This is a genomic window from Mycobacterium genavense ATCC 51234 (assembly GCF_000526915.1).
In the GTDB taxonomy this organism is placed as follows: domain Bacteria; phylum Actinomycetota; class Actinomycetes; order Mycobacteriales; family Mycobacteriaceae; genus Mycobacterium; species Mycobacterium genavense.
In genome coordinates this window covers 591814-614889 of record NZ_JAGZ01000001.1, presented here as the reverse complement: position 1 = coordinate 614889, position 23076 = coordinate 591814, and the positions used below count along the sequence as shown (strand labels likewise).

The following is a 23076-nucleotide window of genomic DNA, read 5'->3' as shown; positions in this document are numbered from 1 at the left end:
GACACGGAGTCCGGTCCCGTCATGCGGGAACCCCGATGGCCATCGTCTCCATGTACTGGTGAATCCCGCCGATGCCACCGCCCTCACGGCCCAGCCCGCTGAGCTTGAACCCGCCGAACGGCGCGCCCGCAGGGCTGACGCCGTTGACCGCGACCTGCCCGGTGCGAATGCGGCGCGCGACGGCGACGGCGCGGTCCACGTCGCCGCCCCACACCGCGCCGGACAGTCCGTACTGCGAGTTGTTCGCGATCGCTACCGCGTCGTCGTCGTCGCGGTAGCGCAGCACGGCCAGCACCGGACCCAACACTTCCTCTTGCGCGATGGTCGAATTCGGTTGCACCCCGGTCAGAATGGTCGGCTCGAAGTAGAAGCCGGTGTTCAGGCCGGGTGGACGACGGCCGCCGGTCACCAGCTTGGCGCCGTCGTTCAACGCGCCGACGACGTGCGCCTCGACCCGGCCGCGTTGCGCCGCGCTGATCAGCGGGCCCATTTGCGCCTCGGGGTCGGCGGGATCGCCCACCTTGACCTCGCGAACCAGTGCGGCGAGCCGATCGACCACCTCGTCGTGCAGCGAGTCGGGAAGCAGCAGGCCGGCTGTGCAGGATGCACGCCTGCCCCGCATGCAGCGAACAGGACTGAAACAGCATCTGCTGCAACATCTCGTCGGTGAGCTGCGCGTCGTCGAGGACGATGCTCGCCGACTTGCCGCCAAGTTCCAGCAGGATCCGCTTCATCGTGTCGCCGGCCGCGGACATCACCTCGCGGCCGACGACCGAGCTGCCGGTGAAGCTCACCATGTCGACGCGGGGATCGGTGGTCAGCAGCTTGGCCGCCTCGACGCTCGACGGGGTGACCACGTTGACCACCCCGGGCGGGATGTCGGTGTGCTCGTCGATGAGTCGGGCCAGCGCCAAGCCGGCCAGCGGGGTCAGTGGCGACGGCTTGAGCACGACGGTGTTGCCCGCTGCCAGAGCATGATTGAGCTTCATGACGTTCAGGCAGTGCGGGAAGTTCCACGGCGTCAGCACCGACACCACGCCGAGCGGCACGTGCCGCAGCAACGTGGTTCCGGCACTCATCCCGGCGACGGGCTGCTCGGCCAACTCGGCGGCAAGCGCCGCGGCGTGCATCGACATGAACCCGGCGCCGTCGATCTGCATGACGCGCTCGTTGGCGATGCAGCCCCACTCCACCTGCGACAGCGCGAAAAAGTCGTCGGCGTGCTTCGTCAGCGCATCGCCGAGCTGACTCAGGCACCCGGCGCTCATCGTGCCCCACGGTCCGCTGTCGAAGGCACGGCGCGCGGCCGCGATCGCGTCGCCGACCTGCGCGACGCTCGCGTCGGGTTCGGTGGCGATGACCCGCTCACTGGACAGGGAGATGTCGTCGTAGCGACCGTCGGCCGGCTCGACCCAATGGCCGTCGATGTAGAGCTGGTACGTGTCGACGAAAGTGTTCGGAGTTTGCAGCTCGGTCATCGGCGTCCTCACCCGGCAGTCGGTCATCCAAACACCCGGTGTACACGTCCTGTGCTTGTGACGTCAATCACCAATCCCATGAATTCCGGGCTATTGCACCGCGTTGCGCATGTATTGACAGGGTCGGCCGGACCAGCGTAAACGCGACGTCGCAGGACACATTGCGGCAATATGTCGGATGGCGATCCCGCCGGAACGCCAGGGAGGCCAGGCCGTGCCGACCACTTTTCCACTGCACTCCCCCGACTTCTATGCGGGCGATCCGTACCCGGCCTACCGGGAATTGCGGGCCACGGCGCCGGTGTGCTGGAACGACGTCACCCACTTCTGGGCGCTGCTGCGCTACGAAGACATCCGCTTCGTGTCGAGCAACCCGGGCCTGTTCACCTCCACCCGGGGCATCACGATCCCCGACCCGCAGCTGCCCTACCCGGTGCAGCCGGGCAGTCTGATCTTCACCGACCCGCCGCGGCACCGGCGGCTGCGCAAGCTGATCAACGCGGGATTCACCCGGCGCCGGGTCTCGGTGCTCGAGCCGAAGATCCGCGGGATCGTGGCCGGCATTCTCGACGGCGTCGAGCCCGGCTCGGTGCACGAGTTCGCCGAACAGATCGCCGCACCGCTGCCCACGCGAATGATCGCCGAGCTCATCGGTGCCCCGCCCGACGACTGGGAGCAGTTCCGGGCCTGGTCGGATGCGGCCACCGGAACGGCCGATCCGGAGATCGAGCTCGACCCGTTGGTGGCGGCCGGCCAGCTCTACGAGTACTTCCGGCAACTGATCGCCGCCCGGCGCAGCCACCCCCGCGACGACCTGCTGTCGGTGCTGGCCGACGCGCAGATCGACGACGAACGGCTCACCGACGAGGACCTGCTCAACTTCGCGTTCCTGTTGCTGGTCGCGGGCAACGAAACCACCCGCAACCTGATCGCGCTGGGCACCTACGCGCTGATCACCCATCCCGACCAGCACCGGCTGCTGGTGCGGGACCCGACGCTGATCCCGACCGCCGTCGAGGAGATGTTGCGGTGGAACAGCCCGGTGGTGCACATGGCCCGCACCGCCACGTCGGATGTCGAGATTCGCGGTCAGCAGATCCGCGCCGGTGAGGTGGTGGTGATGCTGTACGGTTCGGCGAACCGGGACGAGGAGATATTCGGTTCCGACGCAGAGGAATTCAAGGTGACCCGGCATCCGAACCCGCACATCGCGTTCGGTTGCGGGGAGCACTCCTGCATCGGTGCACAACTCGCACGCCTGGAGGCCACCGTCATGGTCGACGAACTGCTGCGGCGCTTCCCGGCGCTCGAGCTGGTCGGCGACGTGGACCGGATGCGGGCCACAATGGTGCCCGGAGTCAAACGCATGCCGGTGCGGCTCGGCTTCCGAAATAGCCAGGAACAGTCAGGAGGACCCAGCACGTGACCAACCAAGATCCCGAGTTCCTCGCCAAGCTGCGGGGGCTGGTCAACCAGCCCACCGGTGGGAGTGGAAAGCCCACCGTGGCACCGGATCCGGTGAACCAGCCGATGATCCGGCATTGGGCTCACGCGCTCGACGACCTGAACCCGGTGTACCTTGACCCGGAGTTCGCGGCCACCTCACGGTTCGGTGGCATCGTGTCGCCGCCGGTGATGTTGCAGACCTGGACGATGCCGTCACCGAAGCTGGAGGGGATCCGCGAGCGCGGCGGTGCGCCGCTGGAGATCAAGGACAACCCCACGGCGTTCCTCGACGACGCCGGATACAGCAGCACGGTGGCGACCAACTCGGAATTCGAGATCGAACGCTATCCCCGGCTGGGCGACGTGATCAGCGCGACGTCGGTGTTCGAGGAAGTCTCCGAGGAGAAGAAGACGGCCAAAGGGTCCGGCTTCTTTTTGACCTGGGTGATCACCTACACCGACCAGAACGGCGAAGTGTTGGGCCGGCAGCGATTCCGGGTGTTGCGCTTCAAGCCGGAGACCTCATGACCGCCCGGCTGGCGCCGGCCATCACTCCGGACACCGAGTTCTTCTGGAACGGGCTTCGCGAGCACAAGCTGCTGATCCAGCGCTGCACCGGCTGTGGGGCTCTGCGCAATCCCGCGCGGCCGATGTGCCCGCATTGCCGTTCGCTTCAGTGGGAAGCGATCGAGTCGTCGGGCCGCGGCACCGTCTACAGCTACGTGATGCCGCACGAGCCCAAGTTCCCGTTCTTCGAGTATCCCTACATCGTGGTGCTGGTCGAACTCGCCGAGGGGGTGCGGCTGGTGTCCAACCTGTGCGAGATCGACCCCGCCGACGTAACGGTCGGGATGCCAGTCGAGGTTTTCTATCAATCTTTCGACAATGACCTTGTGCTGCACCAGTTTCGGCCGAGCAGCACCCACCGAGAAGGAACCCGATGACGACGACCGCTAACCGCATCACCACCTTGAAGTGGGCCGACATCAACGTCGGCGACGAGGTCACCCCGCTCGAAATTCCGATCACCACAACGATGATCGTGGCCGGGGCGATCGCCTCGCGTGACTTCATGCCGGTGCACCACGACGTCGAATACGCCAAGAAGCAGGGTTCGCCCAACCTGTTTATGAACATCCTGACCACCAACGGCTATTGCGTGCGCTTCCTGACCGACTGGGCCGGCCCCGAAGCGATGCTCAAGAAGCTGTCGAGTCGCCTTGGGGTGCCGTGCTTTCCGGACGATCCGCTGCGCTTCACCGGCAGCGTGACCGGCAAGACCGAAGGCTCGGGCGGCGAGAATTTCGTCGAGGTGACCTTCCGGGGCGCCAACAGCCTGGGCGATCATGTCTCGGGCACCGCAATCCTCAGCCTGCTCGACGGGGCCGGCGCATGAGTCGGACGCTGCCGGGTGCCGCGGCCATCGTCGGGATCGGCCAGACCGAATTCTCCAAGGAATCCGGGCGCAGTGAGCTGCAATTGGCGTGCGAGGCGGTCAGCGCCGCGCTCGACGACGCGGGCCTGACACCCGGCGACGTCGACGGCATGGTCACCTTCACCATGGACTCCAGCGACGAGATCGACATCGCCCGCAATGTGGGCATCGGCGACCTTTCGTTTTTCAGCCGCGTGCAGCACGGCGGCAGCGCGGCCGCGGGCACCGTCGTGCATGCGGCGATGGCCGTCGCGACCGGGGTGGCCGATGTGGTGGTGTGCTGGCGCGCGTTCAACGAACGCTCCGGTTTTTGGTTCGGCGGTAGCGGGCGCGACATGTCGGAGACCCCGCTGTTCATGGCGCACTACGCACCGTTCGGATTGCTCACGCCCGCGGCGTGGGTCGCGATGCACGCCCAGCGCTACATGTCGACCTATGGCGTCACCAACGCCGATTTCGGCCGCATCGCGGTCGTGGACCGCAAGCACGCCGCCACCAACCCCGACGCCTGGTTCTATCAACGTCCGATCACGCTGGAGAATCACCAGAATTCCCGCTGGATCGTCGAATTCGTGCTGCGACTGCTGGATTGCTGCCAGGAAAGCGACGGCGGGGTCGCGCTGGTGGTGACCAGCGCCGAACGGGCCCGCGACCTGCGGCAACCGCCGGCGATCATCACCACCGCCGCCCAGGGTGCGGCCGCCAACGGCGAGATGATGACCAGCTACTACCGCGACGACATCACCGGGCTGCCGGAGATGGGCGTGGTCGCCGACCGGCTGTGGCGCGACTCGGGCCTCAAGCCCCAGGACATCCAAACCGCGTTCATCTACGACCATTTCACGCCGTTCGTGTTTACCCAGCTCGAGGAACTCGGTTTCTGCGGGCGTGGCGAAGCCAAGGACTTCGCGACGGTCGAGCGGTTGTCGCTGGGCGGGGAATTCCCGATCAACACCAACGGCGGGCTGCTCGGCGTGGCCTACATCCACGGGATGAACGGCATCACCGAGGGGGTGCGCCAGGTTCGTGGCACGTCGCACAACCAGGTCGACCACGTCGAACACGTGCTGGTCACCTCCGGCACCGGCGTGCCCACCAGCGGCCTGATTCTGGCGCCGGCCGGGTAAGCGTTTCGCGGAGGGAAGGAACATAACGCAGGCGTCCGCGCTGACCGAAACCCGCGAACTCATCGTCGAGTCCGCGTTCGCGTGTTTCGGTAAGCAGGGGCTGCAGAAGGCGACGATCGTCGACATCGCCAAGCGGGCCGGGGTGTCCCGCAGCACCATCTACGAGTACTTCAGCGACAAGGCGGCGATCATCGAGGCGTGCGCCGAGCACGCGTCGGAGTGGTTCTATCGCAAGATGACCATCGCGATGGACCGGGGCGGCACGCTCGAGAACAAGCTGTGTTCGGCGGCGGTGTTCGTCACCCAGGCGCGACGAGTCATGGCGTTCGAGGAGTACTTCGACGAGGAAGCGATCAGCCTGCTGCTGACCAAGGATGCGGGCGTGCTGCTGCGCGAATGCGGGGACTTCCTCGCGCCGTATCTGTCCGCGGCCAAGCTGACCGGGCGAGGTCCGCAAGGACCTCGACATCGAAGCCGCCGGCGAATGGTTCGCGCATCCTGTTCTCGCTGTTCAGCACACTGTCGCCGATCCGGGACATGGACGACCCCGACGTCGTGACGGAGTTCGTCGGCGCGCACGTGGTGCGCGGGTTCGCCAGCGAGCGACCGCGACGACGTTGACGGTGACGACGTTGACTGTGAATCCTCGGCGCCCCCAGTGTACACCCGAGGCCGTCAGTGCACGTCAACGGGTATCAGTGGCCGCGCTGCGCCAGCGCCCGCAGGAAGAAGGTCAGGTTGGCGGGACGTTCGGCGAGCCGGCGCATGAAGTAGCCATACCATTGCGAGCCGAACGGCAGGTAGACCCGCACGTGGTTGCCGGCCTCCGCAAGTCGGCGCTGTTCGTCGTCGCGAATGCCGTACAGCATCTGGTATTCGAATTCGCTTGTACCCCGGCCTGATTCGCGCACCATAGCGGGCACCGCGCTGATGATCGCCGGGTCGTGCGAGGCCACCATCGGATACCCCGATCCGGCCATCAACACCCGCAGGCAGGCCAGATAAGACTCGGTGACCTGGTCGCGGCCCCGGTAGGCCACCGACGCCGGCTCGTCGTAGGCGCCCTTGCACAACCTGATCCGGGCGCCGGACGCGGCGAATTCCTCGCAGTCGCCGAGCGTGCGGCGCAGATAGGCCTGCAAAACGGTGCCCAGCCAAGGAAATTCGGTGCGCAGATTCCGCACGATGGACAGCGTCGAATCGGTGGTGGTGTGGTTCTCGGCGTCCACCGTCACCCACACGCCGGCCCGCGCGGCGGCGTCGCAGATCGACCACGCGTTCTCGCGGGCGATCTTGTCACCGTCACGCTCCAGCGACTGCCCCAGCGCGGACAGTTTGACGGACACCTCCAGGGGCCGGATGCCATCGGAATCGCCTGCGCGGCCCAGGTTCTCGATCAAATCGAGGTAGACCCGCACGTCCGCGTCGGCGTCGTCGCCGTTCAGGACATCCTCGCCCAGATAGTCGATGCTGACGTAACGGCCCGATTTGCGCAAGGCGGCAACGCTGTTCAGCGCCGACTCGATCGTCTCGCCAGGGACGAAGCGGTGCACCACCCGGCGGGTGGCCGGCAACCCCTCGGCGGCGCGTCGCAATCCCGGACGCCGACTGGCGGCCATGATGGCCGGCCGCAGGGTGGCCGCGAACACACCGGCCATCAGTCGGCCGCCATGTGCGGATACGCATGCGAAGTCGCCGGGACGAACGTCTCCTTGATGGTGCGAGCCGACGTCCAGCGCAACAGATTCAGTACCGACCCGGCCTTGTCGTTGGTGCCCGAGCCGCGGGATCCGCCGAACGGCTGGCGCCCGATCACGGCCCCGGTGGGCTTGTCGTTGATGTAGAAGTTGCCGGCCGCGAACCGCAACCGATCCTGCGCGGCGAGCACGGCCCGGCGATCGTCGGCGATCACCGCGCCGGTCAGCGCGTAGCGCGACCCGGTGTCGACCACGTCGAGGATGCGCTCGTAGGAATCGTCGGGGTAGACGTGAACCGACAGCAGCGGGCCGAAGTACTCGGTGGAGAACGCCTCGTCGGTCGGGTCGTCGGACAGCAGCACGGTGGGACGGACGAAATAGCCTACGCTGTCGTCGTATTCGCCACCGACCGCGATCGTGACACCGGATGCGCCCTTGGCCCGTTCGATGGCGGCGACGTTCTTGTCGAAGGCCCGGCGGTCGATCAGCGCGCCACCGTAGTTGGTCAGGTCGGTGACGTCGCCGTAGCTCAACCCGGCCGTCGCGCCCAGGAAGTCGTCGCCCATGCGCTGCCACACCGAATGCGGGATGAATGCCCGCGACGCCGCCGAGCATTTCTGGCCCTGATAGTCGAATGCCCCGCGAATCAGCGCCGTGCACAACACCTCCGGGCGCGCCGAAGCGTGGGAGAGCACAAAATCCTTTCCGCCGGTCTCGCCGACCAGCCGCGGATAGCTGTGGTAGCGGCCGATATTGGCGCCCACCTGCTGCCACAAATACTGAAAGGTGGCCGTCGACCCGGTGAAGTGAATGCCGGCCAGCCGCGGATCCGCCAGTGCCACCTCGGAAACCGCGAACCCGTCGCCGGTGACCAGGTTGATCACCCCGGGCGGTAACCCAGCCGCCTCGAGCAACCGCATGGTCAGATACGCGGACAGGGTCTGGGTGATCGACGGCTTCCACACCACGGTGTTGCCCATCAGCGCGGGCGCGGTCGGCAGGTTGCCCGCGATCGAGGTGAAGTTGAACGGCGTGATCGCGTAGACGAAGCCGTCCAGCGGGCGGTAGTCGCTGCGGTTCCACTCCCCCGGCCCGCTGACCGGCTGCTGCGCCAGGATCTGCTGGGCGAAGGCCACGTTGAACCGCCAGAAGTCGATCTGCTCGCACGGGGAGTCGATCTCGGCCTGGTAGACCGACTTAGACTGGCCGAGCATCGTCGCGGCGGCGATCTTCTCCCGCCACGGGCCGGCCAGCAGATCGGCGGCCCGCAGGAACACCGCCGCCCGCTCGTCGAAAGGCAGCGCCGCCCAGTCGTGCTTGGCGGCCATCGCGGCTTCGATCGCCGCGGTCGCGTCGGCGTGGCCGGCGTTGGTCAGGGTGCCCAGCGCGGCGGCGTGCCGGTGTGGCTGGACGACATCGATGCGCTCGCCGTCGCCCATCCGGTGTTCGCCGCCGATGACGTGCGGGAGCTCGATCGGATCGTCGGCCAGCCCGGCGAGTTCGGTGTACAGGCGGGCGCGTTCGGGCGAGTGCGGGGCGTAGTCATGGACCGGGTCGTTGGCCGGCATCGGCACCTGGGTGATCGCATCCATGCTGCCCAGGATCCTCGGCGCGGGCCCGCGATCTGTTGGCTGATTGGACAAGATAATTTGTGCTGCGTAGTAGGATCGGACAGTATGCGGGTGCCTCGCGTCGGACTGGGCCAGCTGCTGCTCGCTCTGGATGCGACGCTGGTCAGCCTGGTGGAGGCGCCGCGCGGTCTGGACCTGCCGGTGGGGTCGGCCGCGCTGATCGATTCCGACGACGTCCGCCTCGGCCTGCCGGCAGCGGCAAGCTCCGACGTGTTCTTCCTGCTGGGGGTCAGCGACGACGAGGTACCCGCCTGGATCGACAAGCAGGCGCGCGAGCGCGCGCCGGTCGCGATCTTCGCCAAGGAGCCGTCGAACGCGCTGGTGACCAAGGCGGTCGCGGTCGGGTCGGCGGTGATCGCCGTCGAGCCGCGGGCCCGCTGGGAGCGGCTCTACCAATTGGTCAACCACGTCTTGGAGCACCACGGCGATCGCACCGATTCGACGGAAGACTCCGGCACCGACCTGTTCGGCCTGGCGCAATCGCTGGCCGATCGCATCCACGGCATGGTCAGCATCGAAAACGCCCAATCGCACGTGCTCGCCTACTCGGCCTCCAACGACGAGGCCGACGAGCTACGCCGGCTTTCCATCCTGGGCCGCGCCGGGCCACCCGAGCATTTGAAATGGATCGACCAATGGGGCATTTTCGACGCGCTGCGGTCCGGCGGTGAAGTGGTTCGCGTCGCCGAACGCCCGGAGCTGGGCCTGCGCCCGCGGTTGGCGATCGGGATCTATCAGCCACCGGCCGGGCCCCGCCGGCCCCCGGTGTTCGCCGGCACCATCTGGGTGCAACAGGGCTCGGCGCCGCTGGCCGACGACGCCGAAGAGATCTTGCGCGGTGCGGCGGTGCTGGCCGCCCGCATCATGTTCCGGCTGGCGGCGCGGCCGTCGACGCATGCGCGACGGGTGCAACAACTGCTCGGCCTGGCCGACGGCGAGCCGGCCGACATGGCGGGGATCGCCCGCGAGCTGGGGCTGGCCGCCGACGGCACCGCGGCGCTGATCGGCTGGGACGCCACCGACGCCGGGGCCCGTCATGCTCGGCTGACCGATGTGCTGGCGTTGAGCGCCAGCGCTTTTCGCCGGGACGCCCAGGTCGCATCGCGGGGCTCGCGGATGTATGTGCTGTTGCCCCAAACCTCGACGGCCCGGTCGGTCACGTCGTGGGTCCGGGGCACCATCAGCGCGCTGCGCACCGAACTCGGTGTCGAGCTGCGGGCGGCCATCGCCGCGCCGGTCGCGGGCCTGGCCGGCATCGCCGAAGCGCGCAGCGAGGTCGATCGGGTACTGGATAGCGCTGAGCGGCATCCGGTTTCGATTGGACAAGTGACATCGCTGGCCGAGGCGCGCACCACCGTCTTGCTGGACGAGATCGTCACGACGATCGGAACCGACCAGCGGTTAATCGACCCGCGGATACGCGACTTGCACGAGCGGGACCCCTTGCTGGCCAAGACTCTTCGGACCTATCTGGACACCTTCGGCGACGTCGGCCTCGCCGCGCACTTGTTGCAGGTGCATCCCAACACGGTTCGCTACCGTATCCGTCGGATCGAGAAGCTGCTGTCGACCTCGCTGGGCGATCCGCAAGTGCGCCTGCTGTTTTCGCTGGGCCTGCGGGTGCTGGAGCGGGGATAGGACTGTTGCTGACGGGCTTTCGACAATGCGTTCGGCACCAGGTATTGACCTGCGCTTCGCCGGATGCGATGGTCCAATTGACGGCCGCACTCAAAGGGGGGTTCGATGATTCGTTCGTTGGTCTCACATGCCTGCGTCAAGGTCGCGAAAATGGCTGTGGCCGTTGCCGTTATCGCACTTGTTCCTGCGCGCGTACCCGCGAACGCGGCGCTCTTTTCCGCCGACCTGCCCACCGGTCCCGATGATCCCCGGTGTTTGCAGAACCCCGGATACGCCGCCTGTGTGGGCGGTCCGTATTGGGTGGGCCCGCCCACAGCTCCCACACCGCCCGGACTTCCCGAGTCGCCCACCGGCCCACTGGATCCACAATGCCTGTCCAACCCCGCCGACGCGGCGTGCGTGGGAAGTCCGTTCCTGCCGCCCACGCCATCGGTCATTCCCCCACCGCCACCGCCACCACCGATCGCGCCCCCGATAGATACCGGACCGGCGATGGGCGGCATGCCCGGACACATCTAGCGGCGGCCGGGGCGAATTATGCTCAGCGTGAAGGAAAATTCCCAGATTGCAGCGTGTTTTCGTCCGGCTAGGCTTTGCTGGTGGCCGAAAAACCGTCGTCGTATCTGGTGCTGGCGTCCCAGCGCAGCGGCAGCACGCTGCTCGTCGAATCGCTGCGCGCGACCGGCGTGGCCGGCGAGCCTCAGGAGTTCTTCCAATATCTGCCCAAGACCAGCCAGGCGCCCCAGCCGCGGGAGTGGTTCGCGGGCGTCGACGACGAGTCGATCCTGAACCTGCTCGATCCCTTCGACGAAGGCACACCCGACCTCGCGCCCGCCGAGATCTGGCGCGACTACATCCGCACCGTCGGCAGGACACTGAACGGCGTCTGGGGCGGCAAGCTGATGTGGAATCAGACCCCGCTGCTGTTGAACCGCGCAAGCGAACTGCCGAACCGCTCCGGCGACGGCCTGCTGGCCGCGATTCGCGACGACGTCGGCGAGGAACCACTGCTCATTCACATCCACCGGCCCGACGTGGTCTCCCAAGCGGTGTCGTTCTGGCGGGCCGTGCAGACCCGGGTCTGGCGGGGTAGACCCGATCCAACCCGCGATGCGCGTGCCACCTATCACGCCGGAGCCATCGCCCACGTCGTCACCATGCTGCGCGAGCAGGAGAGGGGCTGGCAGACCTGGTTCGCCGAGGAGGACGTCAAACCGATGGAGGTGCCCTATCCGGTGTTGTGGCGCAACCTGACTCAGGTGGTGGCCGCCATCCTCGAGGCGCTCGGGTTCGACCCCCGGCTGGCGCCGGCACCGGTGCTGGAGCGGCAAGCCGACAAGCGTTCCGACGACTGGGTGGACCGGTACCGGGCCGACGCCGAACGAGAGGGGCTACCTACATGACGACCACGACCGAAACCCGGGTCGACGAATTGCGGCTGCTGGAAGCGGAAGCGGTGCACATCATCCGCGAGGTCGTCGCCGAGCTGGAGCGCCCCGTGCTGCTGTTCTCCGCCGGTAAGGATTCGATCGTGCTTCTTCGCTTGGCGGAGAAGGCTTTTCGACCGCTGCCGTTGCCGTTCCCGGTGATGCATGTCGACACCGGTCACAACTTCGCCGAGGTCATCGAGTTTCGCGACCGCCGGGTCGCCGGCGTCGGACACAAGCTGATCGTCGCGTCGGTGCAGGAATCCATTGACAACGGCCGGATTCCCGATCCCGGTCCCGGCGCGTCGCGCAACCGGGCGCAGACGCGCACGCTGCTCGACGCACTGGAGGCCGGCGGGTTCGATGCTGCGTTCGGCGGCGCCCGCCGCGACGAGGAGCGGGCCCGGGCCAAGGAGCGGATCCTGAGCTTCCGCGACGAGTTCGGCCAGTGGGATCCCCGCGCGCAACGGCCGGAGCCCTGGTCGCTGTACAACGGCCGGATCAAGAAGGGCGAGCAGGTGCGGGTGTTCCCGCTGAGCAACTGGACCGAACTCGACGTCTGGCGCTGCATCGAGCTGGAAAGCCTTGAAATACCGTCGATTTACTACGCACACGAGCGCGAGGTGTTCGAGCGCGACGGCATCCTGCTGGCGGTGTCGGAATACGCCGCCCCGCGCAACGGGGAGACATCCGCCGTCGAGTGGGTGCGCTACCGCACCGTCGGCGACCTGACCATCACCGGGGCGGTGCGTTCCCGGGCGACCGACATCACCGGGGTGATCGCCGAGATCTCGGCCGCGACGGTGTCCGAGCGCGGCGAGACACGAGCCGACGACCGGACGTCGGCCGCGGCGATGGAAGACCGCAAGCGAGAGGGCTACTTCTGATGACGGCCACCGAGAACGCCGCACCGAGCCGGCCGCACCAGGGCGGCACGCGGCAGCTGCTGCGCATCGCCACCTCCGGTTCGGTCGACGACGGCAAGAGCACGCTGATCGGGCGGCTGCTGCACGACACCGACAGCCTGCCCCTGGACCACCTGGAAGCCGTGACCGACGACGAGGGCGTCGCCGACCTCGCGGCACTGTCGGACGGTCTTCGTGCCGAACGCGAACAAGGCATCACGATCGACGTCGCCTACCGTTTCTTCTCCACCACGTCGCGCAGCTACATCCTGGCCGACACGCCCGGCCACGAGCGCTACACCCGCAACATGTTCACCGGCGCGTCCAACGCCCACGTGGCCATCCTGCTGGTCGACGCGCGCGCCGGGGTGCTGCGCCAGACCCGAAGGCACGCCCGGATCGCGAAGCTGTTGGGCATCAAGCACTTTGTCGCGACCGTCAACAAGATCGGCCTGATCGACTTCGACCAGGCCGGATTCACGGCCGTCGAGGAAGAGCTGCGGCGGTTGGCGGCCCGGCTGGGCGAGGTGGACATCACGGTGATCCCGACCGCGGCCAAGCACGGCGACAACGTCGTGCACCGCTCCGAGCGCACGCCGTGGTACCACGGTCCCACCCTGCTGGAGTACCTGGAGGGCATCGAACTGGCCGCGCCGAACGCCAAGCCGGCCCGGCTGCGCCTGCCCGTGCAGTGGGTTTCGCGACCGACCGCCGACGTGCGGCGCCGCTACACCGGACGGCTTGCGGCGGGAACGCTGGCGGTCAGCGACCCGGTGATCTCGCTGCCCGCCGGTACCCGCTCGACGGTGACCGCGCTGGACACCCTGGACGACGAGCGCAGCACAGCTGTTGCGCCGCTGTCGGTTTCGATCGAGTTGGCCGACGACATCGACGTGGGCCGGGGTGAGGTGCTGGTCAGCGGGGCCGACGACGCGGTGCTGCCGGTGTCGGCCCGCGAACTGGACGCGACGGTGTGCTGGTTCGTCGACACCCCGCTGCGCGCCGGCGACCGGCTCGCCCTCAAACAAACCTCCAAGACCGTGCGGGCCACGGTGCAGGAACTGCACTCGCGGCTGGATCCGGAGACACTCGACGAACTCGACCAGCCAGTTGAGCTGGCGCTCAACGACATCGGCACCATGACCCTGCGAACCAGCTCGGTCGTGATCGCCGACAGCTACACCGACAATCGCGACAGCGGCGCGTTCATCCTGATCGACGAGACCACCAACGACACCGTCGGCGCGGTACCATCATCGAGGCGCGCGAGGTCAAGCCGGGAACGCACCCGCGCACCGACATTCGCTGGCATCCCTCGGCACTGGACCGGGGGCACCGGTGGCGCGCCACCGGACAGGCCGGGGCGACGATCTGGTTCACCGGGCTGCCGGCATCCGGCAAGTCCACCGTCGCGGTGGCCGTCGAGCGCGCGCTCGTCGAATCCGGCCGAATGGCCTATCTGCTCGACGGCGACAACCTGCGGCACGGGTTGTCCGACGATTTGGGCTTCTCCCCCGGCGATCGGACCGAAAACATCAGGCGCGTCGGTCATTTGACTCGCCTGCTGGCCGACGCCGGTGTGGTCGCCCTGGCCTCGCTGGTGTCACCGCTGGCGTCGGACCGCGAGACCGCGCGGGCGCTCAACGACGCCGCCAAGCTGCCCTTCATCGAGGTGCACGTCGCCACCTCGCTGGCCGAGTGCGGAGGGCGTGACCCCTGTACGCGCGGGCCCGCCGGGGCGAACTCAAAGGCTTTACCGGTGTCGACGCACCATACGAACCGCCGGAGAGTCCCGACCTGGTGCTCGACACGTCCGGCGCCGATATCGACGAACTCGCCGCCCGGGTCATCGCGTTGCTCGACGAGCGCAGCCCCCGGCGCCCCAGCTAGATTCAGCGCGAGCCGATCCCTTGGCCCGCCACGCCGGGCCCGGCAATATGCGTGCGTGAGTGATTGGCGCGAGCGGGTCGGCTCGATATCGGTGGACTGGTGGGCGACGGTGGTCGCCGGGGTGATCGTGGCGTTGGCGGTGGCCAATGCGCTGCCGAAGATTCCGTGGTGATCGCGTGAGTATCACGCGCATCGGACCGGACGAAACGCTGGACGAACCCACGTTTACCAGCAGGCAACCGCTGGACTACGTGCCGGGGATCCTGCTGCTGATCGGCGTGGGCCTGCTGGGCAAGTACGCCCAGATCTGGTGGAACTCGCTGGCCAAGCATGAACACTGGCGGGTGCCCGACATCGAATATGTGTTGTGGACCATCGTGATTGGACTGCTGATCACCAACACCGTGGGCCTGCACCGGATATTTCGCCCGGGTGTGCAGACCTACGAGTTCTGGCTCAAGGTCGGGATCGTGGTGCTGGGAGCGCGGTTCGTGCTCGGCGACATCGCCAAGCTCGGCGGGATCAGCCTGGTCCAGATTCTGGTGGACATGACGATCGCCGGAACCGTCATCATCGTCGTCGCCCGGGCCTTCGGCCTGTCCGGCAAGCTCGGTTCCCTGCTGGCGATCGGCACCTCGATCTGCGGGGTGTCGGCCATCATCGCGGCCAAGGGCGCGATCCGGGCCCGCAACTCCGACGTCGGCTACGCCATCGCGGCGATCCTGGCCCTCGGTGCGGTCTCACTGTTCGTGCTGCCGCCGTTGGGCCATGCGATCGGGCTCACCGACCACGAATTCGGGCTGTGGGCGGGCCTTTCCGTGGACAACACCGCCGAAACGACCGCCACCGGCTACCTGTTCTCCGACCACGCCGGCAAGATCGCGGTGCTGGTCAAGTCGACCCGCAACGCGTGGATCGGGTTCGTCGCGCTTGGTTTCGCGCTGTACTGGGCCGCGCGCGGGCAGGCCGATGAGATCGCCTCCGGGGCAACGGCCAAGGCCGCGTTCATCTGGCAAAAGTTCCCGAAGTTCGTGCTGGGCTTTCTGGCTGTATCGGCGATCGCGACGGCCGGGTGGCTGACCAAGGGGCAGACCGCCAACCTGGCGAACGTGTCGAAGTGGGCGTTTCTGCTCACCTTCGCCGGGGTGGGGCTCAACACCGATTTCCGTCAGATCGCGCGCACCGGGTAGCGGCCGCTGGTGGTGGCTGTGATCGGCCTCACAGTCGTCGCGACCGTCTCGCTGGGCATCGTCCTGCTGACGTCGCGCGTATTGCATTGGGTTGCATTGGGGCGTAACCACCTAGCGAGAACTCGCGAGGCGCAACACGCCGGTGCGTGGCCCAGACGGTAACGTAATGCTCATGCAGCACTCGTCCGTCGTTGCTCTGCTACGCGAACGCGCTGGTCTACCGGGTTTCATTCGCACCACGTTGGACGCCCGGGCAGCCGAATCCTGACATGTGGATCACCCTGCTGGTCATGGCCTTCGCGATGAGCGTCGAGCCGTTCCGGATCGGCATGACCGTGTTGATGCTGAACCGGCCCAGGCCGATGCTGCAGCTGTCGGCATTCCTGTGCGGCGGCTTCGCGATGGGCATGACCGTCGGCCTGTCCGTTGTGTTCGGGCTGCAGCGCCGACTGCTGAGTTCTCCGCAGGTAAGTTTGCCGAAACTTCAGATTCTGATCGGCGGTTCGGCACTGCTTGTTGCGATTGTGCTGAGCGCACAGGTCATGTTGCGGAACAAAGTGTCCCGCTTCAAACGTCCACCGGCCGACGAGCCCGAGTTGCGCGAGCATCACGGCCTGGGGCGGTTCTCGCGGCGGCTGCTGCACGGGCGTTCACTGTGGGTGGCCGGGGTGGCCGGCCTTGGGATCGCGTTGCCGTCCGTGGACTATCTGGCGGCGCTGGCCGCCATCGTGGCCTCCGGCACGGCCGCCGCGACCCAGTTCAGCGCGCTGTTGATGTTCCATGTCGTGGCGTTCGCACTGGTGGAGATTCCGCTGCTAGCTTACCTGTTGGCGCCCGACCAAACGCGGGCCTGGATGGTCGCACTGCAGATCTGGATCCGCTCGCGCCGCCGCGTCGAGGTCGCCAGCCTGCTGGCCGCGGCCGGGTGTGTGCTGGTGTTCATCGGCATGCGGAGCCTGTAGCACACGCAGAGCGCGGAATTCCGGGGCTCAGTCGTCGGTGCCGGTCGCCGCCGGACGTTCGCGGCGGGCATAGATTTCGGCAAGGAACTGCTCGACTGCCACCGCCGCATGCGCCGCGCGGGCCGAACCGAAAATGTCGAACGCGTGCTGCGCCCAAGGCAATTCGGCGTAGACCACCGGCTCGCGACTGACCTGGCGTAGCCGCGACACGAAATCGCGGGCCTGTTGCACCGGAACCAGCGAGTCGTTGGTGCCGTGCAGCACGAAAAACGGTGGGGCGTCCGGATGAACGTGGGCCACCGGCGAGGCCTGGCGAAACGGCTCGGCGATGTCCGTGCGACTGACTTTGAAAACGTTCTTGGCCACCATCGCCGCCATCAGTGGATGTGTCGCGGTCCCGGTCGCGTTGAAGTCGTAGACGCCGTAAAACGGCACCGCCACGTCCACCCGGGTGTCGGCGTCTTCGAAGCCCGGCTGAAACCGCGGGTCGTTGGGGGTCAGGGCGGCCAGCGACGTCAGGTGCCCGCCGGCCGAACCCCCGGTGATCGCAATCCAGTCCGGGTCGCCGCCATAGGAGGCGATGTGCTCCTTCGTCCACGCGATCGCGCGCTTGACGTCGACGATCTGATCGGGCCAGGTCGAGCGCGGGCTGAGCCGGTAGTTGATCGCCACGCAGATCCAGCCCAGTTCGGCCAGATGGCTCATCAACGGATGTGCTTGTCCGCGTTTGTTTCCCACCATCCAGGCGCCGCCGGGAATCTGCAGCAGCACCGGGGCCCGGCCATTGCGATCGAGGTCGGGCCGTCGCCAGATGTCGAGGTGGTTGCGGGAACCGCACTCGCCGTAACTGATGTCGCCGTCGTGGGCGTAGTCGCGGTAGATGCGCAGCATGCGTGCCGCACCGGGCCGCTTGGCGGTCGCACCGCCGGGCGCGGGGCGCTTCCACAAATCGCCCGACTCGGTTCGGCGGTCGGGTCCCAGCCCGGCGTCGAGCGCGGCCGTCAGCGGTTCGTTGGCGTGGTGCCCGAAGTGACGCAACCCCAGTAGGCCCAGCGCCGACACCGCCGACAGCAGCCAGCTGATGCGCAGGGTCCGCGCCGGCAGCCGGCGCGACAGCGCCGCCAACGTCGCGAATTGGAGCCCGAGCATCTGCATCGGCAGCTCGGAGGCGAAGACGCCGTAGGCGAATGCGAATACCGAGCCGTAACCGCCCTTGCTCAACGGCCGATAACCGTTGGCGGTGAACGCCAGGCTAGCAACGGACGCCACAAGGGCGCGCAGTCGCTTCACTGAGAGTCCTTTCGGTGGAACGCCGACTGTAGGTGTCACCACGTTAACGCTCAGGTTATGCCGGTTTGTGAGGCCCCGGGCCGGCCGGCCTGGGCCGGGTCCTCCACGATGTGATACATCGGGTTGACCATCGTCATCGGCCGGTTGCCGCCCTGCTTGGGCTTACCGGTGACGCGCAACAGCTGGCCGGGCTGAATGTCGGCTCCGCCACGCCCGGACGGGAAGACCACGATGATCTCACCGCTGTGGTCGCCGACGACGATCGACCGGACGGTGCGCCTGCCCTTGCTGGTGTCCTCGACCTCGCTGACGCGTCCTTCGAAGGTGGCGCTGCGGCCCGGAATCAGGCCCGCGACGGTGATAACCGAACGCGACGGGTCGGGATGCTCGTAGGCCGCCACGTTTTCGTCCTCGCCGCGGGTGACCCACTCGCCGAACTTTTCGAATTCGCGGGCGATCCGTTGCTCGAAGCGTTCCGGGTACGCCTCCTCGATCCGCGTCTGCACGTCGTACGGGACGATCGTCGCCGCGGCGTCCGGGATCATGCTGACCGCCCGGGCGATCTTGTCGGCGGTGCGGTCGTGCAGCAGCCGGCCCACCAACGGGTTGTAGGTGCGGCGGGGCCAACAGCGCCGTCACGTTGGTGTCCCGATGTTCGTCGCGCGCCTTGGCGATGAACAGTTGCGCGGCCCGGATGATCCGGCGGTCCGGGCAGTCCACGACGCGCAGCCGGGTGTCGAGCTCGAAATGGTCCCAGCGCTTTCGTAGTTGCGCCGCATAGGCGGCATCCACCATGAAGTGCACCGCGATCATTTCGTCGGATCGCAATCCCTTGCCGTAGCGCAGCGCTTCGATCACCGCGAGGTCGACCGAGTTCACGAACACCTTGTGCCGCGCGTACTTCACCAGATCGGGCCGGTCGGTGCGGAACATCTCGAGAATCGCGGCCTCCGCGCGATATTCCTGGTTCAGCCGCATCAGGATGACCACCAAGATCGGGAACACGACAACGACCAGCCACGCCCCTTCGGTGAACTTCGCCACCGCGAAGATCGCGACCACGACCGTGGACAGGATGCCCGCGGAGAGGTTGATCGCCAACCGGGTTCGCCAGCCCGGCTCGCGGTGCGTCAGATGGTGTCTGGTCATGCCGTAACCGGCCATCGCGAATCCGGTGAACACCCCGATCGCATAGAAGGGCACCAGCGCGTTGACCGATCCGCCGGTCACCACCAGCAAGACCACCGACAGCGCGGTGAGCGCGATGATGCCATTCGAAAACACCAGACGGTGACCGCGTTTCATCAACTGCCGGGGCAGGAACCGATCCTCGGCGACGAAACTCGCCAACGCCGGGAAACCGTTGAAACTGGTGTTCGCACCGGTGAACCGGATCGCGGCCGTCGCGGTCTGCACCAGGATGTAGCAGACATTGCCGAGTACGCCGCCCCCGAAGACCGCACGCGCGATCTGCGACAGCACCGACGGGAATTCACTCTCGTACGGCGTGCGTGGGTGGCGAACGCGAGATAAGCGACACCGGCGAGCAGGAAGCCCAGGACGGTGGCCATCGCGGTGAGCACCCGACGTGCGTTGCGGCCCTGCGGCTTTCGGAACAGGTCGACGGTGTTGGAGATCGCCTCGACACCGGTCAGCGACGAACCGCCGTTGGCGAACGAGCGCAACAGGGTCAGGATCGTCGCGCCCATCACCAAGCCGTCGGCCTTGTGCACTGGCACCGTTCCGGGCAGCTGCGCGGGGTCGTACACCGGCAGATCACCCAACAGCACCCGCGCGACGCCGACCACGATCGTCAGGCCGACCATCACGATGAAGAAGTAGGTGGCGAACGCGAACTGCCATCCCGCTTCCTTCAACCCGCGCAGGCTCAGATAGCAGATCAACAGCACCACCCCGACCGTGATCTGCAGGCTGTGCGGCCCCAGCGACGGGATGGCCGACCCCACCGCCACCGTCCCGGCCGCCGACTGCACCGCGACGGTGACCACATAGTCGATCAGCAGCGCCGCGGCCGCGACCTGAGCGACCCGCGGCCCGAAGTTCTCCCGCGCCACGATGTAGGACCCGCCCGCCCGGGTGTAGGCCATCACGACCTGCCGATACGACGCGGTCACCAGCACCAGGATCAGCAGGATGACGCCGGTGATGGGAAGCAACAAGGCAAAGGCCGCCAGGCCGGCCGCCGGCAGCAATTCGATCAGAATCTGCTCGGGACCATAGGCGGTCGACGAGATCGCATCGGGTGAAAGCGCGCCCAGCGCAACGGGATTCGACAACTTCTCGCCGACCAGTTCCTCGGTGATCAGCGGCTTCCCCAGAAAGATGCGCTTGGCGACGTCCTGGACCGACAGCGGAAGGCGCAGTTTGCTAGCCGAAGTTGTCACGACAACATTCCTTACCCGACAGAACGCGGTTGGGTATTGCCTTCGATGCATTCTGCCGGTTGGCCTGATTGCCGGCAGACCGATGCGGAGATTTCGCGCGGTCAGCGCACGGGTGCGGCGGTGAGCCGCTGCACCGCGGCGTCGATGCGCTCGTCGGTGGCGGTCAGCGCGACGCGCACGTGCCGCCCGCCGGCCGGGCCGTAGAACTTGCCGGGCGCCACCAGGATGCCCCGGCCGGCCAACCATCCGACGCTGTCCCGAGAGGGCTCGCCGCGGGTTGCCCACAGATACAGCCCGGCTTCGGAATCGTCGATCGTGAAGCCGGCCGCCCGCAGCGCCGGCGCGAGAGCGGCGCGCCGCCGCGCATAGCACTCGCGCTGCACCTTCTCGTGGTCGTCGTCGTCGAGCGCCGCGACCATGGCCGACTGCACCGGCGTCGGCACGATCATTCCGGCGTGCTTGCGCACCGCCAGCAGCTCGGCGACCAGACCCTGATCGCCTGCGACAAGACCCGCGCGGTACCCCGCCAGCGACGAACTCTTGGACAGCGAGTGCACCGCCAGCAACCCGCTGTGGTCGCCGTCGCAGACCGAAGGATGCAACACCGACAGCGGCTCGGCTTCCCAGCCCAGTCCCAGGTAGCACTCGTCGGACGCCACCACGACGCCGCGTTCGCGCGCCCACCCGACGACCTTGCGCAGATGATCGACGCCCAGCACCCGTCCGGTCGGGTTGCTCGGCGAGTTCAGGTAGACCAGTGCCGGCGATTGCGGCCCCAGTTGGGTCAGCGAATCCGCGCGGACGACCTGCGCTCCGGCCAGCCGGGCGCCGACGTCATAGGTGGGATAGGCGAGCTCGGGAACCACGACCATGTCCGCGGGACCAAGCCCCAGCAGGGTCGGCAGCCAGGCGATCAGTTCCTTGGTGCCGATCACCGGCAACACGGCGCTCTCGGCGAGCCCGGTGACGCCGAAGCGGCGGCCCAGGGCGGTGACCGCGGACTCGCGCAGCTCGGCAGTGCCGGCGGTGGCGGGATACCCGGGCGAGGAACCGGCGGCAGCCAACGCCTCCTGGATCACCGGCGCCACCGGGTCTACCGGGGTTCCGATGGACAGGTCGACGACGCCGTCGGGATGCGCGCCAGCCAGCGCTTTCGCCTCCGCCAGGGTGTCCCAGGGAAACTCCGGCAGAGATGCCGACACGTCAGGTCGGCCCCCCCTGGGCTGCTGCGCCACTGCGCCCCCTTAGTCTCCTTCGCCTTGCGGCGGCAGGTCCTTGACCGCTTGTGGGTCATTTTCGGTCATCCCGACCTTGGCGGCGCCCCCGGGGGAGCCCAGCTCGACGAAGAAGTCGGCGTTGATCTGGGTGTACTGGCTCCACTGCTCGGGCACGTCGTCTTCGTAGTAGATCGCTTCGACAGGGCAGACCGGTTCGCAGGCGCCGCAGTCCACGCATTCGTCGGGGTGGATGAACAGCATCCGTGCGCCCTCGTAAATGCAGTCGACCGGGCATTCTTCGATGCATGCCTTGTCTTTGATGTCGACGCAGGGTTGGGCGATCGTGTACGTCACGGACGTCTCCTCAACGTTTTCTCGTTGTCATGCTGAAGTGGGCTGCTGGTTGCCTCGCCGCGGCGCTCCCGCCAGCCTAGGCAAAGCTTTGGTTACTGATACTAGACGTTGCACATACACGTCAACCACCGGGCACGCCACGGCGAATGCCAAGTTTCATACCGCCAGTCTCGCAGCCGTGCAGGTAGCCGCGCCGACTATTCGAACGTGTCGATTCGATCGCCGACCGCCGCCGCGCCCGACGCCGCGCCGCGTGTGACGAACGTCACCCGGGTGTTGATCTGCGGATAGTTACATTCGGGCAGGGTCTTCCGAATAACGGTGAGACAGAAGAAGGTCCGCGGCGGCTGGTAGCCTCGTCCCAGACGGCAGCCGCTTGGGTTAATTTCGTAGCCGTCGTTGGCTTCATAGATCTGGGGAAGGTGTCCAAGCATGATGACGCTGTCGTTAAGCAAACTGGCAGCCGCGGTCGGTGGTGCGGCAGTGGCGCTCAGCGCCGCGGCGGGGGTTGCTTCGGCAGACCCGCTGGACCCGATCATCAACATCACCTGCACGTACCCGCAGGTGATGGCCGCTCTGAACGCTAACGATCCGGCGACTGCCCAGGAGTTGAACGGTTCGCCGTTCGCGCAGAAATACATCCGGCAGTTCCTCGCCGCGCCGCCGCCCAAGCGCCAGCAGATGGCCGCGCAGATCCAGGGCATGCCGGCCGCCGCAAAGTACTTCAACACGATCCAGCAAGTCGCCATCGTCTGTAACAACTACTGAGCCTCAGTAGCCGCTGAGCAGTAGCCGCGGTCGGCCCGGGTTCTCCGGGCCGGCGTGGCCGCAGATCCGCGACGCCGGGCGACGTCCCCACCGCGGCAGTACGCGCGCGGCGGCATCGGTTTCCCGCGTGGCCGGCCCGTCGGCCGCGTCGACGAACGGCTGCCATTCCGGTCGGTTCGACGGCGTGCTTCACGGCCTCGGGTATACCCGCGGGCC

17 protein-coding genes and 5 pseudogenes are annotated in these 23076 nt (G+C 67.3%); 14 read left to right on the top strand and 8 right to left on the bottom strand.

Annotated elements, in window-relative coordinates; all coding sequences use genetic code 11:
• Positions 1-19 precede the first annotated feature (19 nt).
• Positions 20-1478 (bottom strand): annotated as a pseudogene (locus T428_RS25315) (aldehyde dehydrogenase family protein).
• A gap of 178 nt (positions 1479-1656) precedes the next feature.
• Here T428_RS25315 and T428_RS0103075 point away from each other — a divergent pair.
• The 6 genes and pseudogenes from T428_RS0103075 (at position 1657) to T428_RS25310 (ending at position 6107) form a co-directional block, all read left to right on the top strand.
• Positions 1657-2904 carry a cytochrome P450 gene (locus T428_RS0103075; RefSeq protein ID WP_051465099.1) on the top strand — a complete coding sequence of 416 codons (1248 nt, stop codon included), beginning with the start codon at positions 1657-1659 and terminating at the stop codon, positions 2902-2904.
• Positions 2901-3452, top strand: coding sequence for a MaoC family dehydratase (locus T428_RS0103070; protein ID WP_025735310.1), 552 nt, complete (start codon positions 2901-2903; stop codon positions 3450-3452). Before T428_RS0103075 ends, T428_RS0103070 begins: the two co-directional genes overlap by 4 nt.
• The gene (locus T428_RS0103065; protein ID WP_025735309.1) at positions 3449-3868 is read left to right on the top strand and encodes a Zn-ribbon domain-containing OB-fold protein; all 420 of its coding nucleotides are present in this window, start codon (positions 3449-3451) and stop codon (positions 3866-3868) included. The genes T428_RS0103070 and T428_RS0103065 overlap by 4 nt, the downstream gene beginning before the upstream one ends.
• Entirely contained in the window at positions 3865-4320 is a 456-nt protein-coding gene (locus tag T428_RS0103060) for a MaoC family dehydratase (RefSeq protein WP_025735308.1), read from the top strand. The genes T428_RS0103065 and T428_RS0103060 overlap by 4 nt, the downstream gene beginning before the upstream one ends.
• On the top strand, positions 4317-5486 hold the full coding sequence (locus tag T428_RS0103055) for a lipid-transfer protein (RefSeq protein ID WP_025735307.1): 1170 nt from the start codon (positions 4317-4319) through the stop codon (positions 5484-5486). The genes T428_RS0103060 and T428_RS0103055 overlap by 4 nt, the downstream gene beginning before the upstream one ends.
• A gap of 22 nt (positions 5487-5508) precedes the next feature.
• Positions 5509-6107, top strand: a pseudogene (locus T428_RS25310) (TetR/AcrR family transcriptional regulator).
• Between the two features lie 74 nt (positions 6108-6181).
• On the opposite strand, the gene T428_RS0103045 reads toward T428_RS25310, so the two are convergent.
• Both T428_RS0103045 and pruA read right to left on the bottom strand, forming a co-directional pair.
• On the bottom strand, positions 6182-7144 hold the full coding sequence (locus T428_RS0103045) for a proline dehydrogenase family protein (RefSeq protein ID WP_025735306.1): 963 nt from the start codon (positions 7142-7144) through the stop codon (positions 6182-6184).
• Positions 7144-8775: an L-glutamate gamma-semialdehyde dehydrogenase gene (pruA, locus tag T428_RS0103040; protein WP_025735305.1), complete on the bottom strand. Its 1632-nt coding sequence runs from the start codon at positions 8773-8775 to the stop codon at positions 7144-7146. Before pruA ends, T428_RS0103045 begins: the two co-directional genes overlap by 1 nt.
• A gap of 84 nt (positions 8776-8859) precedes the next feature.
• Here pruA and T428_RS0103035 point away from each other — a divergent pair, with 84 nt between their 5' ends.
• The 7 genes and pseudogenes from T428_RS0103035 (at position 8860) to T428_RS0103005 (ending at position 16826) form a co-directional block, all read left to right on the top strand.
• Entirely contained in the window at positions 8860-10452 is a 1593-nt protein-coding gene (locus tag T428_RS0103035) for a PucR family transcriptional regulator (RefSeq protein ID WP_025735304.1), read from the top strand.
• Positions 10453-10602: 150 nt separating this feature from the next.
• Positions 10603-10971, top strand: coding sequence for a hypothetical protein (locus T428_RS35260; protein WP_156942828.1), 369 nt, complete (start codon positions 10603-10605; stop codon positions 10969-10971).
• Between the two features lie 80 nt (positions 10972-11051).
• Positions 11052-11855 (top strand): trehalose 2-sulfotransferase, encoded by an 804-nt coding sequence (gene stf0 / locus T428_RS0103030; RefSeq protein WP_025735303.1) that lies wholly within the window; start codon positions 11052-11054, stop codon positions 11853-11855.
• Positions 11852-12766: a sulfate adenylyltransferase subunit CysD gene (gene cysD / locus T428_RS0103025; RefSeq protein WP_025735302.1), complete on the top strand. Its 915-nt coding sequence runs from the start codon at positions 11852-11854 to the stop codon at positions 12764-12766. Before stf0 ends, cysD begins: the two co-directional genes overlap by 4 nt.
• Positions 12766-14674 (top strand): annotated as a pseudogene (gene cysC / locus T428_RS25305) (adenylyl-sulfate kinase). The gene cysD and the pseudogene cysC overlap by 1 nt, the downstream one beginning before the upstream one ends.
• 146 nt (positions 14675-14820) lie before the next feature.
• Positions 14821-15960: pseudogene (locus T428_RS25300) on the top strand (YeiH family protein); the annotation flags it as partial.
• A 173-nt stretch (positions 15961-16133) separates the two neighbouring features.
• Complete coding sequence (locus T428_RS0103005) at positions 16134-16826, top strand: GAP family protein (protein ID WP_025735301.1); 693 nt, start codon at positions 16134-16136, stop codon at positions 16824-16826.
• 27 nt (positions 16827-16853) lie between these two features.
• Here the strand turns inward: T428_RS0103005 and T428_RS0103000 are convergent, their stop codons facing one another.
• The 5 genes and pseudogenes from T428_RS0103000 to T428_RS0102980 form a co-directional block, all read right to left on the bottom strand.
• Complete coding sequence (locus tag T428_RS0103000) at positions 16854-18116, bottom strand: alpha/beta hydrolase (RefSeq protein WP_025735300.1); 1263 nt, start codon at positions 18114-18116, stop codon at positions 16854-16856.
• Positions 18117-18166: 50 nt separating this feature from the next.
• A pseudogene (locus T428_RS25295) lies at positions 18167-20572 on the bottom strand (amino acid permease).
• Between the two features lie 50 nt (positions 20573-20622).
• Positions 20623-21723 (bottom strand): succinyldiaminopimelate transaminase, encoded by a 1101-nt coding sequence (gene dapC / locus T428_RS0102990; protein ID WP_025735299.1) that lies wholly within the window; start codon positions 21721-21723, stop codon positions 20623-20625.
• 42 nt (positions 21724-21765) lie between these two features.
• Positions 21766-22092, bottom strand: a complete 327-nt coding sequence (fdxA, locus tag T428_RS0102985) for a ferredoxin (protein ID WP_025735298.1) — start codon at positions 22090-22092, stop codon at positions 21766-21768.
• A 197-nt stretch (positions 22093-22289) separates the two neighbouring features.
• On the bottom strand, positions 22290-22547 hold the full coding sequence (locus tag T428_RS0102980; RefSeq protein ID WP_156942827.1) for a hypothetical protein: 258 nt from the start codon (positions 22545-22547) through the stop codon (positions 22290-22292).
• Here T428_RS0102980 and T428_RS0102975 point away from each other — a divergent pair.
• On the top strand, positions 22528-22860 hold the full coding sequence (locus T428_RS0102975; RefSeq protein WP_025735296.1) for a hemophore-related protein: 333 nt from the start codon (positions 22528-22530) through the stop codon (positions 22858-22860). The genes T428_RS0102980 and T428_RS0102975 overlap by 20 nt on opposite strands.
• Positions 22861-23076: the final 216 nt, after the last annotated feature.

Excerpts from the sequence above, each read along its gene's own strand:
- T428_RS0103055 (WP_025735307.1), top strand. The coding sequence starts at position 4,317 with ATGAGTCGGACGCTGCCGGGTGCCGCGGCCATCGTCGGGATCGGCCAG.
- cysD (WP_025735302.1), top strand. The coding sequence starts at position 11,852 with ATGACGACCACGACCGAAACCCGGGTCGACGAATTGCGGCTGCTGGAA.
- T428_RS35260 (WP_156942828.1), top strand. The coding sequence starts at position 10,603 with ATGGCTGTGGCCGTTGCCGTTATCGCACTTGTTCCTGCGCGCGTACCC.
- pruA (WP_025735305.1), bottom strand. The coding sequence starts at position 8,775 with ATGGATGCGATCACCCAGGTGCCGATGCCGGCCAACGACCCGGTCCAT.
- T428_RS0103060 (WP_025735308.1), top strand. The coding sequence starts at position 3,865 with ATGACGACGACCGCTAACCGCATCACCACCTTGAAGTGGGCCGACATC.
- T428_RS0103065 (WP_025735309.1), top strand. The coding sequence starts at position 3,449 with ATGACCGCCCGGCTGGCGCCGGCCATCACTCCGGACACCGAGTTCTTC.
- T428_RS0103035 (WP_025735304.1), top strand. The coding sequence starts at position 8,860 with ATGCGGGTGCCTCGCGTCGGACTGGGCCAGCTGCTGCTCGCTCTGGAT.
- T428_RS0103005 (WP_025735301.1), top strand. The coding sequence starts at position 16,134 with ATGTGGATCACCCTGCTGGTCATGGCCTTCGCGATGAGCGTCGAGCCG.
- T428_RS0103075 (WP_051465099.1), top strand. The coding sequence starts at position 1,657 with ATGGCGATCCCGCCGGAACGCCAGGGAGGCCAGGCCGTGCCGACCACT.
- T428_RS0103045 (WP_025735306.1), bottom strand. The coding sequence starts at position 7,144 with ATGGCCGGTGTGTTCGCGGCCACCCTGCGGCCGGCCATCATGGCCGCC.
- T428_RS0102975 (WP_025735296.1), top strand. The coding sequence starts at position 22,528 with ATGACGCTGTCGTTAAGCAAACTGGCAGCCGCGGTCGGTGGTGCGGCA.